The organism is Nocardia sp. NPDC006044 (assembly GCF_042871115.1).
GTDB lineage: Bacteria > Actinomycetota > Actinomycetes > Mycobacteriales > Mycobacteriaceae > Nocardia.
Map to the genome: position 1 here is coordinate 3,437,171 of NZ_JBIAID010000001.1, position 16,861 is coordinate 3,454,031.

Consider the following 16,861-nt stretch of genomic DNA (forward strand, 5'->3'; position numbering starts at 1 on the left):
GATCTCGTTCTCCAACCCCGTACGTCGTTGTGTCAGTGCGTTTCTGGACACCAAGTGGGCGATGCCGGGATGTCCGTTGACGATGGAGTCGCGTTCACAGCTGGCCGTGTTGGGAGTCGAAGGTGACTACTCGGCCGCCGAGTTGGACTTGGGCGCCGGGGGTGAGTTTGACGGGGTGGCCGGGGATGGCGCGGGTCCAGTCCTGGTGGGCGGGTTGGCGGACGTGGGTGCCGTTGGTGGAGCCGCCGTCGACCACGGTGACATCCCAGTCGATGAGGCGAATCTCGGCGTGGGCGCGCGACATTCCGCCGGACGCGTCTTCCAGGCGGACGGGGCGGGCGCCGCGGGAGACGGCGTCCGCGTGTTCGGGTTCGCGGCCGAGGACGCAGTCGTTGTCGAGGACGAAGGAGGTGCCGTCGTCGAGGAGCAGCAGACCCAGGGGCGGGCGCACACCGTCGGTCAGCACGCAGGTGAGCTGATCCATCCGGATGCCACAGACTGCGCAGAAGGACACCCGCGGGTCGTTGAGATGGTCACGGGCGCACTTGAATCCCTTGACCACCACCCCCGGCGACTCGGGCACACCGATGTGCTCGAGGACGCGCGACACCATCGTCTCATCGGGAACCAGGGTCTCTTCGAGATCGACGTTGCGGACAGGAGCCTCGACCGGCACCTGATCAGGTCGCGCGACCCCCGGCTGTTCGCCGCTGTGCGCGACGCCTTCCGACTCCCCCGCACCGCCCCCCTTACGCAGGTTCGGCGAGCTCACGCCCTGCGGTGAGCTCACCGCAGGCGACTCAGCGCTCTGCCACCCCATGCTCGCGCCGTGCGAACGCGGCGTGCCGCCGATCGATGCCGACCCCGCACTCGACTGCCCGGACCCCGCTCCATGAGAACGCGGCTGCGACCCGCCGAGCGCCGAATCCTCATCGAGCCGTTCATCATTCGCCGGCGTCGCCGAGTCGTGCGACCTAGATGGCAAGGCCACGTGCGGTGGCGTCACACGCATCGGCCCCGAAGCTTCCTCCGGCCACTCGCCATCGACGCCGGACGAATGCGGTGCGCTGCCCGCGCGCTGCGAGTCCCCGCTCTGCCAGGCATCTGCGCCGTAGGGACGCCGCGGCGTCCCATCGATGGCGGACGAATCATCGTGCGACTGCTCGGCAGGGCCATAGGAATGGTGCGGCGTCCCGCTGATGGCTGACGAGTCCTCGTCGGACAATTCGGCGCTCGCGCCGTAGGAGCGCCGGGGCGTCCCGCTGACGGCCGCTGAGTCCGCCGGTAAACCGGAGTCCCGGTGGAATGGTGTCGAAGCTTCGGTCGGCCAGTCGGCATTCGCGGGATCGTCGGAGTCCGGCGACTGTGATGGCGCGACACGCATTGGCCCCGAAGCGTCCTCGGACCAGCCGGCGCTCGCGCTGGACGAATGCGACGCCACGCCGAATGACGGTTCCTCGCTCGACGACTTGGTACCTGAGCCGGGTGAACGCTGCGGCAGGCCGCTGATGTGCGACGAATCGTCTTGCGACAACACGGAATTCGCTTGCGCGGCCGGGTCCTCGGTGTGCGGCAGGGCCGCCGAGCGTGGCGACGCGGAATGCATTGAGCCCACCACACCGGGGCGCTGTGGTGAATCCTCGTTAGACTGTTCGGCTTTCGCCGGGTGGTGGGGACGCGGCGGGGTGCCGCTCGTCGGTCCCGGCCCCTCGTTCGGTGGCTCGCCGGTCGGAGGTATGGCCGCGTCCGGGAAGCGCGGCGCGTTCGCGGGGCCGCCGGGGAGGTGGGTCGAGACGCTCGGGTAGCGCGAGGGCTCAGGCCCGAATGGGTCGAATGCTTCGGCGTCCCGGGACAGTGGGGAGGTGCGGTAGTTCTCGGTCGCCTGATCCATCGACTCGTCGCGCTTCCACAGGTCCGGGCCCCACTGGGGTTCCTCGGCAGCGTGCGGCTCGTATGCCCGTTGTGGTCCTGACGCGTAAGGGGATTCGTAGGGCTCCTGCGATTCCGGCGCGCGTTGCACCTCGTGCGGCCGATGTGGGTCCGGCGCATGCCGTGCGTCGTATCCCCGGTGCGGTTCCGGTGCGTACGGCGACTCGTATGCCTCAGCCGGCTCAGCGGTACGCCGTGATTCGAGCGGCTTGTGCGGCTCCGCGGTATCCGGCGACTCGAACATTTGCGGGGAGCCCGATGCCTGTTTCGCTTCATCCGCCCGGTGCGACTCCGGGGAGCGCGGCGCTGCGCTCGGACTGTGCGGCTCCGCGTACTGGGATTCCGACGGGTGTTCCGTTCCGTATCCCTGCTGTAGTTCTGCGGCTAGCTGCGATTCGTACGCCTGCGGCTGCTCCGCATGGTGCGCTTCGAATGCCCAAGACTCCGATGAACGGGGCACGGCGAACGGGTTCCGCGGCTCGTTGCCCGGCGACTCGAGCGCAGGCTGGGATTCGGATGAGTGTTGTGTTCCGTACGCTCGCGGCGCTTGCGATCCGTGCACCTGCTGCGACTCGGACGCCTGCCGCGACTCGAACACCGAGGGTGACTCCGGTGCTCGCGGCGCAACCCCGCGAAGCCCCTCTCCACCCCCGAACCACAACACCGCCCCGGCCCCCGGCGCGGTCCCCTCACCCAACGCGAAAACCCCACGCGCAGGAAGCGTCTCGCCCCATTCCCCCGCCTCGTCCACGAACAACCCGGCCCCCGCCGCCGGCGCGGGCGTCACCACCCGATCAACCGTGAACCCCGCCTCACGCCCCCGCAGCACCTCCGACCGCTCCCCGCTCAGCACAGCCGTCACCCCACCATGCAAGAACACCGCGATCCCACCGTCCCCCGGCGTGATCACCCCGAACTCGACCTCGTCCGCATCCCCGTTGGCCAACCCCATCAACCAGTTGGTCGCCAGCCGCGCCACCGTCCGCCCGCTGCGCCGCGGCTCATTGGACGTGGCCTGCCGCACGATCCCCAGCAACGCCGTCATCGCCCGCGCCGCCACCGAATCCGCGGTCACCACCCCGCCGCTCCGATGCGCGACGACCACAACCACCCCGCCGGCGCTCGCCACCAGGTGCGCACCGGGAAGAACCTCGATCTGCCTACTCACACGAACCTGCCACCTTGGAAACGCCACCTATGGAACACAACCCGCATGGGACCGTTGACGATGAGCCAGAACACGATCCAGGTGACGATGAACTGGATCAGGAACGCGGTCAGCGAGGGATGCAACGACTCGGGCAACACGACGGTCGTGTACCGGACGAGCACCCACATGAGCGCCCCCTCGTTGACCATGGTCAGGAAGCCGAACAGAGTCGGCCAATCCTTTTCCCAGCGGAACTGTTGTAAGAAATGGTAAAGCAACTCCCACAGCACCCCGACCAGAACTGTGCCGAGCAGGACCGACAGCGTCACCCGGTAGGCCTGCCCGAGACTCAGCGATCCGGTGGGCAGCAGCGGGGTGATGATCAGCGCGACGAAGCACCCGATCACGCCCAGCGCGAGCACACGGGTCTGGATTCGCCCGTTCAATGTTGGCAGCATCAGCTCAGATCTTCTTGTTCGTCATCCAGGACCACCACTGGCTCGTCGAGCGCAGCGGGCCCATCCGGCGGCAGAAACCCAGCGCGGCAAGGTCGTCGGCGATCTCCTGCGCGGCGATCTGCAACCCGAGGAAGGTGTCGACGCCGACGAACGGCCCGCCGAGCGTAGCGCTACCGGATGCGTAGATGCGTCCGGTGCCACTCCGGGTGCCGATCAGTTCGAAGGTGGTGTCGACATCGAGCCGGCCGACCGGATTACGCCCGGCCCCAGCGTGATCCAGCAGATCCGCGAGCAGCCGGTGCTCCCGGATGTCGGCCTCGAGACCGGTGCAGTCGATGATGTAATCCACGGTCGTGTCGAACGGCTGGGTGGGCGGCGGAGTCGGCAGTTCCGCACTGGTGTCCGGAATGATGGTGGCCACCACGCCTTGTCGCCCCGCGGCGGGCCGCGGCGCCCGCATCGTCCCGGCCATCACTTGATACCACCCCTGCTTGCGCCCGCGCCGCAGCTGCTCCTGCCAGGAGTACCGGATCGGCGTGTTGGTCCCGGAGATCTCCTTGTACGCCTCGGCCCGCTGCGCACCTTGCAGCGAACGCATCTTCTGCTTGAGCTGCCCGCCCCACACCGACTTCGGATAGTTGAAGCCTTGATACGCCCAGCCGTCGGCCCCCTTGCGCCGGTTGAACACATTCTTGCCGTGCGCCTTGGCGACATAGGTGCGGAACAGATGCAGGATCTGCGTGTTCAACCGCAACCGGTCCCGATCGTCGATGAGCCGCTGCAACACCCGGCTCGCCACGATCCCGCTCCCGCGGATCAGCACCGTCCCCGGCCGCCGCTGCAACGCCTGATAGACGTGCTCGTGCGGCTCGTACGCGTTCACCACCCGCGTCGGATCGCGATGGGTCTCCCGATACTCCTGCAGATCGGGCAGCAGCTTCAACCCCGGATATCCCACGGCCACATGCACATACGTGCTGCGGAACGCGACCCGCTTGGTCGGCGTCGACCCGGCGGCCGGCGTGAGGATGGTGAAGTACCCGCCGCCTTGGCGTTTGCGCACCATGCGTACCTGCCCGCGATGCAACGAACTCGCGTAGTCGATCCGCTTGAACTCGCGTTCCATCCCGACGAACGCCTGCCCGGCCCGCGGCGTGTAGTAGTTGGCGAAGATCGGCTCCACGAACACATTCCACAGCGGTTTGATCGACTTGTCCGCGAACGCTTCGCGCACCGCGTAGGAGGGAAAGCCCCACATGTTGTCCGGCTCGGACGCCGAGTCGCTGCGCAACCGCTCGCCGCGCGGAATCTGCGACACTCGGGTCAGGTACTCGTAGGACGACCACGGGTGTTCCTGGGGCCCGAGCACCGCCATCGACTGGGCGGGCACCCCGAAGATCCGTAGCGTGTCATAGGTGACGAACGACCCGATCCCGCTGCCGATCGTCACGAACGGCACATCGATCACCGGAATCCCGGTGCTGTTCAGCATGTCATCGGTCCACACGTCGGTATCGACGAGCGCCTGGGTTAGATCGCCCCGCATTTCCGGGACTCTACCGGCCCATTCTTACGGATAACTTGCGATCTTCCTTCGGCGCCAAGCACTCCCGGTGACGCGCGGTGCGCGACGCGCGGAGATCGATCTGGCCCAACCTGCCACGCGCCGGCCCCTCGCGGAAGTAGCATGCGCTGGTGGCCGACTCGATTCGTTCCACCCCTCTGCGGGTCCTCGTGTACAGCAACGACGCCGATACCCGGCGCCAGGTGATCCTGGCCCTGGGCAAACACCCGCACCCCGAACTACCCGAACTCGACTACCTCGAGGTGGCCACCGGCCCCGTGGTGATCGAGCGGATGGACGCGGGCGGCATCGACCTGGTCATCCTCGACGGGGAGTCGGCGCCGACCGGCGGGCTCGGCATCGCCAAGCAACTCAAGGACGAAATCGCGCACTGCCCACCGGTGCTCGTGCTCACCGGACGTCCCGACGACGCCTGGCTGGCCAACTGGTCGCGCGCGGAGGCGGCGGTGTCGCATCCGATCGATCCGATCCGGCTCACCGAGGCAGTCGTCGGGCTGCTGCGCAACCGTTCGGCAGCCTGAAAAGTCCGGTTTCACTCACTCGGTTATGCCGAGTGCGCATCAATCTGGTACGCCTGACCTGCACGTGCGGCACTGCCGCGAATCCGGACAAACCCACCGCACCGACCCGGGGTCGATCCGGGCGGAAGCCGTGAGTTAGCCGTTCGAAGTCCCGACCCGAGCCCGGCGAACGCCACGATGACGACCCGAAAAGCACAGCAAGGCCGGTATTTCCGCAGCACAGACTGACCGGTCAGCCAACGTCACGTGACAAGACCCCGGATTACCCCCGTTTCAGTCATGAATCGGCGTCGCGAATTCGATCAAACGCAGCAGCCAAACGTGTAGCACTCAGAGCGATCAGTTGTAGGCTGTGCCCTAGCTCACACCAGCGCGGGTAGCAGCCCTACTCGCGTCGAGCAGGCCATGGGGCGTGTCTGGCCGAGGCGGACAACGACGTCAGCCCGCCTCGGAAGCTGCTGTCCGGCAACGGACGACCCACCCGCAGGCTCCAGCTCGCAAGGAGGGGCTTGCGCAGATCAAAGGGAGAGCGCAGTCGTGAATATCGAGATGCCCACTCTGGTCTTAGGCGCGATCGCCGCGGCGTTCGCGGTGTTCTCCGTCATCATGGCGGCCCTGGTCGGGCCGAAACGCAACAACCGAGCCAAGCTCGAGGCATACGAATGCGGTATCGAACCGACACCGCACGCCATCGCCGGCGGCCCGGGAAACGTGACCGGCCAACGCTTTCCGGTGAAGTACTACCTCACCGCGATGCTGTTCATCATCTTCGACATCGAGATCGTGTTCCTCTACCCGTGGGCAGTCCACTTCGATGCGCTCGGTCTCTTCGGTCTCGCCGCGATGGCGCTGTTCATCTTCAACGTCTCCGTGGCCTACGCCTACGAATGGCGACGCGGTGGGCTCAGTTGGGACTGATTGCCGCGCAACGTGTTCGGGCGACGAGTGGAAGTGAAGGTTAGTCGGATATGGGGTTAGAGGAAAAACTGCCCAGCGGTTTCCTGCTGAGCACCGTCGAGGACTTCGCCGGGTTCATGCGCAAGGGTTCGTTGTGGCCCGCCACCTTCGGCCTCGCCTGCTGCGCCATCGAGATGATGGCAACGGGCGGTGGACGTTTCGACATCGCCCGGTTCGGCATGGAGGCGTTCCGCGCCTCGCCGCGACAGGCCGATCTGATGATCGTCGCGGGCCGGGTCAGCCAGAAGATGGCCCCGGTGCTGCGTCAGGTCTACGACCAGATGACCGAGCCGAAATGGGTGCTCGCCATGGGCGTGTGCGCGTCCTCGGGCGGCATGTTCAACAACTACGCCATCGTGCAGGGCGTCGACCACGTCGTGCCGGTCGACATCTACCTGCCCGGCTGCCCGCCGCGGCCGGAGATGCTGTTGAACGCGATTCTGGCACTGCACGCCAAGATTCAGGAGATGCCACTCGGCGTCAACCGGGAAGAGGCCATCCGGGCCGCGGAAGCGGCGGCGCTGGCCTCGACCCCGACCATCCGGATGGAGGGTCTGCTGCGATGACGTTCGATTCCTCCGACAACAGCACCGCCACCGCGCACGACGAAATCGACGCCGCCGCGACGGCCGGACCGGAAGGCACCCTGCCCGGCGCGGACGAGCCGCAGACCGCCGGCGCCGAGGTGATCGGCGTGCGGCACGGCATGTTCGGCGTCACCGGCTCCGGCGACACCTCCGGCTACGGCGGACTGGTCCGCCCGGTCAGCCTGCCCGGCAGCACGCCGGCACCCTACGGCGGCTACTTCGACGAGCTCGTCGACGCGCTGCGCACCGCGCTCGCCGAGACGGGCAGCCGGCTCGAGACCGTGCTGGAGAAGATCGTCGTGTTCCGCGGCGAACTCACCCTGCACGCGCACCGCGAGCACCTGGTCGCGCTCGCGCAGGTGTTGCGTGACCATCCCGCACTGCGTTTCGAGCTGTGCCTGGGCGTGAGCGGCGTGCACTACCCCGAGGACGCGGGTCGCGAACTGCACGCGGTGTACCCGCTCATGTCGATCACGCACAATCGCAGGCTGCGTGTCGAGGTGTCCGCGCCCGACGCCGACCCGCACATTCCGTCACTGTACGAGGTGTACCCGACCACCGACTGGCACGAGCGGGAAACCTACGACTTCTTCGGCATCATCTTCGACGGGCACCCCTCGCTCACTCGAATCCTGATGCCCGACGACTGGCGCGGCCACCCCCAGCGCAAGGACTACCCGCTCGGCGGGATCCCGGTCGAGTACAAGGGCGCGCGGATACCGCCGCCTGACGAGCGGAGGGCTTACAACTAATGACTACATCGCGAAGCGATTCCGTGAGGGGTGGCGGTCGGGCGACGGGTGGGCTGAACGAGACCGATACCCGGCCCGACGTCGAAGGCGACGCTGGGCCGGAACCCACTGTTGTCACCGTCGCAGGCCAGGACTGGGAAGAAGTCTCCGATTCGCTGCGCGGCGCCGGCGAGGAACGCATCGTCGTCAACATGGGTCCCCAGCACCCGTCCACGCACGGCGTGCTGCGGCTGATCCTGGAGATCGAGGGCGAGACGGTCACCGAGGCGCGCTGCGGAATCGGCTACCTGCACACCGGCATCGAGAAGAACCTGGAGTTCCGCAACTGGACCCAGGGCGTCACCTTCGTCACCCGGATGGACTACCTGTCGCCGTTCTTCAACGAGACGGCGTACTGCCTCGGCGTGGAGAAGCTGCTCGACATCACCGAGGCGATCCCGGAGCGGGCCAGCATCATCCGGGTCATGCTCATGGAGCTGAACCGGATCTCCTCGCACCTGGTGGCGCTGGCCACCGGCGGCATGGAACTCGGCGCGCTCACCCCGATGCTGTTCGGTTTCCGCGAACGCGAACTGATCCTGGACGTGTTCGAGACGATCACCGGCCTGCGGATGAACCACGCCTACATCCGCCCGGGCGGCCTGGCCCAGGACCTGCCCGACGACGGCGTCGCGAAAGTCCGTGAGCTGCTTGCCCTGATGCCCAAGCGGCTGCGGGACATGGAGCAGCTGCTCACCTCGAACCCGATCTGGAAGGCCCGCACCCAGGACATCGGCTACCTGAACCTGCAGGGCTGCATGGCCCTCGGGGTCACCGGTCCGGTGCTGCGCGCCACCGGCCTGCCGCACGACCTGCGCAAGGCCCAGCCGTACTGCGGTTACGAGACCTACGAATTCGACATCCCCACCACCACGGGCTGTGACTGCTACGGCCGCTACGTGATCCGGGTGGACGAGATGAAGGAATCGCTCAAGATCGTCGAGCAGTGCCTGGACAAACTGCGCCCCGGCCCGGTGATGGTCGACGACAAGAAGATCGCCTGGCCCGCCGACCTGCAGATCGGCCCGGACGGACTCGGCAACTCCCCCAAGCACATCGGCAAGATCATGGGCACGTCCATGGAGGGCCTCATCCACCACTTCAAGCTGGTCACCGAGGGCATTCGGGTGCCCGCGGGCCAGGTGTACTCCGCGGTCGAGTCGCCGCGCGGCGAGCTGGGCGTGCACATGGTCAGCGACGGCGGCACCCGCCCGTACCGGGTGCACTACCGCGACCCCTCGTTCACCAATCTGCAAGCGGTGGCGGCGACCTGCGAGGGCGGCATGGTCGCCGACGTCATCGCCGCGGTCGCCAGCATCGACCCGGTCATGGGCGGAGTGGACAGGTGAGCACGGATACCGATTGGGAGGCGCGCCGATGACCGAGATCATGCTGAAACTCAGCACCCGGCCCGAACCGTTCCAGCCGTTCGTGCGCGAGCGCCTCGAACTGGACGCCAAGGAGATCATCGGCCGTTACCCGGAACCGCGGTCGGCGTTGCTGCCGCTACTGCATCTGGTGCAGGCCGAAGAGGGCTGCGTCACCGGCACCGGCATCGACTTCTGCGCCGATCAGCTGGGTTTGACCGGTGCCGAGGTCACCGCGGTGGCCACGTTCTACTCCATGTACCGGCGCACCCCGACCGGCGACTACCACGTCGGCGTGTGCACCAACACGCTGTGCGCGGTGATGGGCGGCGACGCCATCCTCGCCACGCTGGAACGCCACCTCGGCATCGGCCACGGCGACACCACCGCCGACGGCAAGATCACCCTGGAACACGTCGAGTGCAACGCGGCCTGCGATTTCGCGCCGGTGGTGATGGTCAACTGGGAGTTCTTCGACAACCAGACCCCGGAATCGGCTCAGGCCCTGGTGGATTCGCTGCGCGCAGGTCAGCAGGTGACGCCGACCCGGGGCGCGCCGCTGTGCACGTTCAAGCAGACCGCGCGCATCCTGGCCGGTTTCCCCGACGAGCGCCCCGGCGTACTCGACCACCCGGCGGGCCCGGCCACCCTGGCCGGACTGCACGCCGCGCGCGAACAGAACATGAACGCGCCCGGGCCGCAACAGGATTCGGAGGCCGCCGAATGACGCTGACCCCCGTGCTCAGTACCTACTGGGACGACCCGCAGTCGTGGACGATGGACACCTACCGCCGCCACGACGGCTACCAGGCGCTGCGCAAGGCGCTGGCGATGGAGCCGGACCAGGTCATCCAGGCCGTCAAGGACGCGGGCCTGCGCGGCCGCGGCGGCGCGGGCTTCCCGACCGGCATGAAATGGAGCTTCATCCCGCAGGGCGCCGGACCAGACGGCGTGAGCAAGCCGCATTACCTGGTGGTCAACGCCGACGAGTCCGAACCCGGTACCTGCAAAGACATTCCGTTGATGCTGTCGAGCCCGCACGCGTTGATCGAGGGCATCATCATCGGCTCCTACGCCATCCGCGCCGCGCACGCGTTCATCTACGTGCGCGGCGAAGTGGTGCCGGTGCTGCGCCGGCTGCAAGCGGCGGTCGCGCAGGCCTACGCGGCGCGGTTCCTGGGCCGCGACATCCTCGGCTCCGGATACGACCTCGAACTCATCGTGCACGCCGGTGCGGGCGCCTACATCTGCGGCGAGGAAACCGCACTGCTCGATTCGCTTGAGGGCCGGCGCGGGCAGCCGCGGTTGCGCCCGCCGTTCCCGGCGGTCGCGGGTCTCTACGCGTGCCCGACCGTGGTGAACAACGTGGAATCCATTGCCAGCGTGCCGCCGATCATCCTCAACGGCACCGCCTGGTTCCGCTCGATGGGCAGCGAGAAGTCCCCCGGCTTCACCCTGTACTCGCTGTCGGGTCACGTGAACCGGCCCGGCCAGTACGAGGCGCCGCTCGGGGTCACCCTGCGCGAACTGCTCGGCTACGCCGGCGGCGTGCGCACCGGGCACACGGTGAAGTTCTGGACGCCCGGTGGTTCGTCCACCCCGCTGTTCACCGACAAGCACCTGGACGTGCCGCTGGACTACGAGGGCGTCGCGACGGCCGGATCCATGCTGGGCACCAAGGCCTTGCAGATCTTCGACGACACCACGTGTGTGGTGCGCGCGGTGCTGCGCTGGACCGAGTTCTACATGCACGAGTCCTGCGGCAAATGCACCCCGTGTCGCGAGGGCACGTACTGGCTCGTCCAGTTGCTGCAACGGCTCGAGTCCGGCCGGGGCACCGAGTCCGACCTGGACAAGCTGCTCGATATCAGCGACACGATCAACGGCAAGTCGTTCTGCGCGCTCGGCGACGGCGCGGCCAGCCCGATCATCTCCTCGCTGAAGTACTTCCGCGACGAGTACGTCGAACACATCACCGGCGGCCGGTGCCCGTTCGATCCGGCGCGGTCCACCGCGTGGGCGAACGGCGTTGGGGCAGAGCCGCATTCGCGCGATACGGAAGGAGTGCGATGACCGCCACCGTGAACGCCGACACCAGCGGGGTCGTGCCCGCGGATCTGGTGACCGTCACGATCGACGACACCACGGTCAGCGTGCCCGCGGGCACCCTGGTCATCCGGGCCGCCGAGCTCATCGGCATCCAGATCCCGCGCTTCTGCGATCACCCGCTGCTCGACCCGGTCGGCGCGTGCCGTCAGTGCATCGTCGAGGTCGAGGGACAGCGCAAGCCGGTCGCCTCCTGCACCATCACCGTCACCGACGGCATGGTCGTGCGCACCCAGCTCACCTCCCCGGTGGCGGACAAGGCGCAGGAGGGCGTGATGGAGCTGCTGCTCATCAATCACCCGCTCGACTGCCCCGTCTGTGACAAGGGCGGGGAATGCCCGTTGCAGAACCAGGCGATGTCCACCGGACGCGCCGAGTCCCGGTTCGAGGGCGAGAAGCGCACGTATCCCAAGCCGATTCCGCTGTCCACCGCGGTGCTGCTGGACCGGGAACGCTGCGTGCTGTGCGCGCGCTGCACCCGGTTCTCCCAGCAGGTCGCCGGCGACCCGTTCATCGAGCTGCTGGAACGCGGTGCGCTGCAACAGGTCGGTACGGCGCAGGCCGAACCGCTGGATTCCTACTTCTCCGGTAACACCGTGCAGGTCTGCCCGGTGGGCGCGCTGACCGGCACCAGCTACCGGTTCCGCGCGCGGCCGTTCGACCTGGTGTCGAGCCCGAATGTGTGTGAGCACTGCGCGTCCGGCTGTGCGCAGCGCACCGATCACCGCCGCGGCAAGGTGCTGCGCCGGTTGGCCGGTGACGACCCGCAGGTCAACGAGGAATGGAACTGCGACAAGGGGCGCTGGGCGTTCGCCTACGCCACCGAACGCGACCGGCTCAGCACGCCGCTGGTGCGCGGCTGGGACGGCAACCTCGCGCCCGCCTCCTGGTCGGAGGCACTCGCCGCGGCCGCGGAAGGGCTGGCCGCCGCGTTCGGCAGCGCGGGGGTTCTCGTCGGCGGCCGAGTCACCGAGGAGGACGCCTACACCTACGCCAAGTTCGCCCGGATCGCGTTGGGCACCAACGACGTCGACTTCCGCGCGCGGGTGCACTCGGCGGAGGAGGCGGACTTCCTCGCCGCGCGGGTCGCCGGGCAGGGCATGGCGGTCAGCTACGACAACCTGGAGGCCGCGCCGATCGTCCTGCTCGTCGGCTTCGAGCCGGAGGAAGAGTCGCCGATCGTCTACCTGCGGCTGCGCAAGGCCGCCCGCAAGCGCCGCCTGCCGATCTACTCGCTCGCGCCGTACTCCTCGCGCGGACTGGACCGGATGTCGGGCAAGCTGATGCAGACGATGCCCGGCACCGAACCACACCTGCTCGACGCGGTGCGCAACGGCGAAACCGCAACGCCGGGAGCCGATCCCACGCAGATCTCCGATGTGAGCCGGCTGCTGCGCGAACCCGGCGCGGTGATCATGGTCGGCGAGCGGATGGCCGGAATTCCCGGCGCGCTCTCGGCCGCGGTGCGGCTGGCCGACGAGACCGGGGCCGCGCTCGCGTGGGTGCCGCGGCGGGCCGGTGAGCGGGGCGCGGTCGAGGCCGGCGCGCTGCCGGGCCTGCTGCCCGGCGGTCGTCCGGTCGCGGATCCCGCTGCGCGCCAGCAGGTTCGGGAGGCCTGGAATGTGCCGGACCTGCCGGTCACCGCGGGCCGCGACACCGCGGCCATCCTGGATGCCGCGCCCGGTCTCGGTGCGCTGGTGATCGGCGGCGTCGACGTCGCCGACCTGCCGGACCCGAAGGGCGCGCTCGCCGCCATCGACGCCGCCCGGTTCGTGGTCAGCCTGGAACAGCGGCACAGCGCGGTCACCGAACGCGCCGACGTCGTCTTCCCGGTCGCCACCGCGATGGAGAAGTCCGGCACCTTCCGCAACTGGGAGGGCCGGGCGCGCCAGTTCGCGGCCGCGCTGGGCGACGACATGGTGCGCCGGCAGTCCGCCCCGCTGTCGGATCAGCGTGTGCTGCAAGCGATCGCGGACGAGATGAAGGTCCGGCTCGGCCTGCCGGACACCGACGCGGCGCGCGCCGAACTGGCCGAGCTCGGCGCCTGGGACGGTGCGCCCGTCGCCCCGCCCGCGCACCGGCCGCACCCGCCGACCCAGCCCGGACCCGGCACCGCGGTGCTGGCCAGCTGGCGGATGCTGCTCGACCTGGGCCGCCTGCAGGACGGCGAGCCCAACCTGGCCGGCATCGCCCGCCCGCCGGTCGTCCGGCTCTCCCCCGCGACCGCCGCCGAAATCGGCGCTGCCACCGACGATCTGGTGACCGTCGCCAGCGAACACGGCACCGTCACGTTGCCGCTGATGATCACCGACCTGCCCGACCGGGTGGTCTGGCTGCCGCAGCACTCGCCGGGCAGCTCGATCGCCGAACAGTTGGCCACCCACCCCGGCGGCATCGTGCAACTGCGGCGCGCCGACGAGCGGATGAAGGAGCACAGGCATGAGTGACCTCAGTTTGTTCGGCCACGATCCCCTGTGGCTGGTGATCGGGAAATCCCTCGCCATCTTCGTCTTCCTGCTGCTCATCCCGATGATCGCGGTGGTCGCGGAACGAAAGATCGTGGCCCGCATGCAGATGCGGATCGGCCCGAACCGGATCGGCCCGTTCGGCATGCTGCAGAGCATCGCCGACGGCGTCAAGATGGCGCTCAAGGAAGACATCGTCCCGGCCATCGTGGACAAGCCGATCTTCATCATGGCGCCGATCATCTCGCTGATCCCGGCCGTGATGGCGTTCGCGGTGATCCCGTTCGGCCCCGAGGTCTCGGTCTTCGGCCACCACACCGCGCTGCAACTGACCGACATGCCGGTCGCGGTGCTCTACATCCTCGCCATCACCTCGATCGGCGTGTACGGCATCGTGCTGGCCGGTTGGTCGTCCGGCTCGACCTACCCGCTGCTCGGCGGGCTGCGCTCGACCGCGCAGGTGATCTCCTACGAGATCGCGATGGCGCTGTGCTTCGCCACCGTGTTCCTGCTCGGCGGCACCATGTCCACCTCGGGCATCGTGTCCGCCCAGCACGACACCTGGTACGTCTTCCTGCTGCTGCCCTCGTTCCTCATCTACTGCGTGTCCATGGTCGGGGAGACCAACCGCGCGCCGTTCGACCTCCCCGAGGCCGAGGGCGAGCTGGTCGGCGGCTTCCACACCGAGTACTCCTCGCTCAAGTTCGCCATGTTCATGATGGCCGAATACATCAACATGGCAACGGTTTCCGCGCTGGCCACCACCCTGTTCCTGGGTGGCTGGCACGCGCCGTGGCCGTTGAGCCTGTGGGCGGGCGCCAACCAGAACTGGTGGCCGGTGCTGTGGTTCACCGCCAAGGTGTGCACGTTCCTGTTCGTGTTCATCTGGCTGCGCGGCACGCTGCCGCGCCTGCGCTACGACCAGTTCATGAACCTGGGCTGGAAGCTGCTGATCCCGACCTCGCTGCTGTGGGTCATGCTGGTCGGCGGCGCCAGGGTGCTGCAGGCCGAGGGCTATCACGTGCAGACCCCGCTGCTGGTCATCGGCGGGCTGGTGATCTCCGCGCTGATGATCGGGGTGTTCCTGCGGGCGGGCCGCCGAGGTGGCGCCGCACCGCCGGCCGAGCCGGAACCCGCGGCACCGAGTACGGACGGAGCGGTCTTCCTGGGCTTCCCGACCCCGCCACTGCCCGAACACGCTCGCCCGGTAGCCAAGTCGGGTCTGTTCGATCCGCTGGCCGGTTTCGCGGTCACCGCGGCGACCATGTTCAAGAAGCCGAACACCGAGTTCTATCCGGAGCAGAAGGTGCCGACCGCCCCGCGCTACCACGGGCGGCATCAGCTCAACCGCTACCCCGACGGCCTGGAGAAGTGCATCGGCTGCGAGCTGTGCGCCTGGGCCTGCCCCGCCGACGCCATCTATGTCGAAGGCGCGGACAACACCGAGACCCAACGCTTTTCGCCGGGTGAACGGTACGGGCAGGTCTATCAGATCAACTACCTGCGCTGCATCGGCTGCGGCCTGTGCATCGAGGCGTGCCCGACCCGGGCGCTGACCATGACCAATGACTACGAGATGACCGACGACAACCGCGCCGGTCTCATCTACGAGAAGGACCGGCTGCTCGCCCCGCTGCAGCCCGGCATGGTCGCACCGCCGCACGCCATGCAGCCCGGCACCGACGAGAGCGACTACTACCTCGGCAACGTGCTCGGCAGCATCCGGGAACCCGACGGCGGCACCGGAAACGGCGCGCCGGACAGTCCGAAAGAACCCGCGGTCGCGGGCGTGGAAGGAGGCGTGCGGTGAACGAACTTATCCTCGCCGCCGAACCGCTCACCCGGACCGGCACCGGCGAAGCGGTGAACTTCTGGGTGCTCGCGCCGGTAGCCACGGCGGGCGCGCTCGGCATGGTATTCGCCCGCAAGGCGGTGCATTCCGCGATCTGCCTGGCCGCCACCATGATCATCCTCGCGGTGTTCTACATGGCCCAGGACGCGCTGTTCCTCGGCGTCGTGCAGATCGTCGTCTACACCGGCGCGGTCATGATGCTGTTCCTGTTCGTACTCATGCTGGTCGGCGTCGATTCGGCCGAATCGCTGAAGGAGAACCTGCGCGGGCAACGGCTCGCCGCGGCGGCGGTCGGTCTCGGCTTCGGCCTGCTGCTGATCAGCGGCATCGCCCGCGGCATCCGGGAATCCGGAATCACATTCCCGGCCAAGGGTTTCGCCGGGCGCGACGTGATCGGCGAGCTCGCCGAGCTGATCTTCGTCCGCTACGTGTGGGCGTTCGAGCTCACCGGCGCGCTGCTCATCACCGCGACCATCGGCGCGATGGTGCTCGCGCACCGCGAGCAGTTCGGTCCGCGGATGGGCCAGCGGGAGATGTCGGTGCGGCGGTTCCGCGAGGCGGGCCACCGGGCCACCCCGCTGCCCACCCCCGGCGTCTACGCCAGGCACAACGCGGTCGACATTCCGGCCAGGCTGCCCGACGGCTCCTTCGAGGAACTCTCGGTCAGCACCATCCTGCGGCACCGCCGCACCCGGGCGCTCACGGAGGCGGCCGTCATCTCGGTAGCGGCACCGGATCCGGAGCCCGTCGGCGCGGCCGCGAACCAGAACCAGAGCGACGAGGAAGGCACGCGGTGAATCCCCAGAACTATCTGTTCCTGTCCGCCCTGCTGTTCACCATCGGCGCGGCCGGGGTGCTGCTGCGGCGCAACGCCATCGTGGTGTTCATGTGCATCGAGCTGATGCTCAACGCGGTGAACCTCGCGTTCGTCACCTTCGCCCGGCTGCACTCGAACCTGGACGGCCAGGTGTTCGCGTTCTTCACCATGGTGGTCGCCGCGGCCGAGGTCGTGGTCGGCCTGGCCATCATCATGACCATCTTCCGCGCCCGCCGCTCGACCTCGGTCGACGACGCCAACCTGCTGAAGTTCTGA

The 16,861-nt window shown here is 68.2% G+C and carries 14 protein-coding genes; 11 read left to right on the forward strand and 3 right to left on the reverse strand.

The features are described 5' to 3' along the window. Positions 1-94: 94 nt before the first annotated feature. From ACFYO1_RS15675 to ACFYO1_RS15685, 3 genes are read right to left on the reverse strand one after another with little or no spacing between them, the layout of a single operon-like run. Positions 95-3,097 carry an FHA domain-containing protein gene (locus ACFYO1_RS15675; protein ID WP_387231040.1) on the reverse strand — a complete coding sequence of 1,001 codons (3,003 nt, stop codon included), beginning with the start codon at positions 3,095-3,097 and terminating at the stop codon, positions 95-97. Further along, entirely contained in the window at positions 3,094-3,537 is a 444-nt protein-coding gene (locus ACFYO1_RS15680) for a hypothetical protein (protein ID WP_387231041.1), read from the reverse strand. Before ACFYO1_RS15680 ends, ACFYO1_RS15675 begins: the two co-directional genes overlap by 4 nt. Positions 3,538-3,541: 4 nt before the next feature. Beyond that, on the reverse strand, positions 3,542-5,083 hold the full coding sequence (locus ACFYO1_RS15685) for a hypothetical protein (protein WP_387231042.1): 1,542 nt from the start codon (positions 5,081-5,083) through the stop codon (positions 3,542-3,544). Between the two features lie 149 nt (positions 5,084-5,232). On the opposite strand from ACFYO1_RS15685, the gene ACFYO1_RS15690 reads away from it, so the two are divergent. The 11 genes from ACFYO1_RS15690 (at position 5,233) to nuoK (ending at position 16,861) form a co-directional block, all read left to right on the forward strand. Then, positions 5,233-5,643: a hypothetical protein gene (locus ACFYO1_RS15690; RefSeq protein ID WP_378726659.1), complete on the forward strand. Its 411-nt coding sequence runs from the start codon at positions 5,233-5,235 to the stop codon at positions 5,641-5,643. 549 nt (positions 5,644-6,192) lie between these two features. After that, on the forward strand, positions 6,193-6,561 hold the full coding sequence (locus ACFYO1_RS15695; protein ID WP_378726665.1) for an NADH-quinone oxidoreductase subunit A: 369 nt from the start codon (positions 6,193-6,195) through the stop codon (positions 6,559-6,561). A gap of 50 nt (positions 6,562-6,611) precedes the next feature. Continuing rightward, entirely contained in the window at positions 6,612-7,166 is a 555-nt protein-coding gene (locus ACFYO1_RS15700; RefSeq protein ID WP_364733399.1) for an NADH-quinone oxidoreductase subunit B family protein, read from the forward strand. After that, the gene (locus tag ACFYO1_RS15705; protein ID WP_387231043.1) at positions 7,163-7,939 is read left to right on the forward strand and encodes an NADH-quinone oxidoreductase subunit C; all 777 of its coding nucleotides are present in this window, start codon (positions 7,163-7,165) and stop codon (positions 7,937-7,939) included. Before ACFYO1_RS15700 ends, ACFYO1_RS15705 begins: the two co-directional genes overlap by 4 nt. Before the next feature lie 53 nt (positions 7,940-7,992). Beyond that, complete coding sequence (locus tag ACFYO1_RS15710; RefSeq protein WP_387231887.1) at positions 7,993-9,327, forward strand: NADH-quinone oxidoreductase subunit D; 1,335 nt, start codon at positions 7,993-7,995, stop codon at positions 9,325-9,327. Between the two features lie 28 nt (positions 9,328-9,355). Then, entirely contained in the window at positions 9,356-10,072 is a 717-nt protein-coding gene (gene nuoE / locus ACFYO1_RS15715) for an NADH-quinone oxidoreductase subunit NuoE (RefSeq protein ID WP_387231044.1), read from the forward strand. Next, positions 10,069-11,418: an NADH-quinone oxidoreductase subunit NuoF gene (nuoF, locus tag ACFYO1_RS15720; protein ID WP_387231045.1), complete on the forward strand. Its 1,350-nt coding sequence runs from the start codon at positions 10,069-10,071 to the stop codon at positions 11,416-11,418. Before nuoE ends, nuoF begins: the two co-directional genes overlap by 4 nt. Next, positions 11,415-13,898, forward strand: a complete 2,484-nt coding sequence (locus ACFYO1_RS15725; protein ID WP_387231046.1) for an NADH-quinone oxidoreductase subunit G — start codon at positions 11,415-11,417, stop codon at positions 13,896-13,898. Before nuoF ends, ACFYO1_RS15725 begins: the two co-directional genes overlap by 4 nt. After that, complete coding sequence (nuoH, locus tag ACFYO1_RS15730; RefSeq protein WP_387231047.1) at positions 13,891-15,726, forward strand: NADH-quinone oxidoreductase subunit NuoH; 1,836 nt, start codon at positions 13,891-13,893, stop codon at positions 15,724-15,726. The genes ACFYO1_RS15725 and nuoH overlap by 8 nt, the downstream gene beginning before the upstream one ends. Further along, positions 15,723-16,565, forward strand: a complete 843-nt coding sequence (locus ACFYO1_RS15735) for an NADH-quinone oxidoreductase subunit J (RefSeq protein WP_387231048.1) — start codon at positions 15,723-15,725, stop codon at positions 16,563-16,565. Before nuoH ends, ACFYO1_RS15735 begins: the two co-directional genes overlap by 4 nt. Beyond that, positions 16,562-16,861, forward strand: a complete 300-nt coding sequence (nuoK, locus tag ACFYO1_RS15740; protein WP_040735043.1) for an NADH-quinone oxidoreductase subunit NuoK — start codon at positions 16,562-16,564, stop codon at positions 16,859-16,861. The genes ACFYO1_RS15735 and nuoK overlap by 4 nt, the downstream gene beginning before the upstream one ends.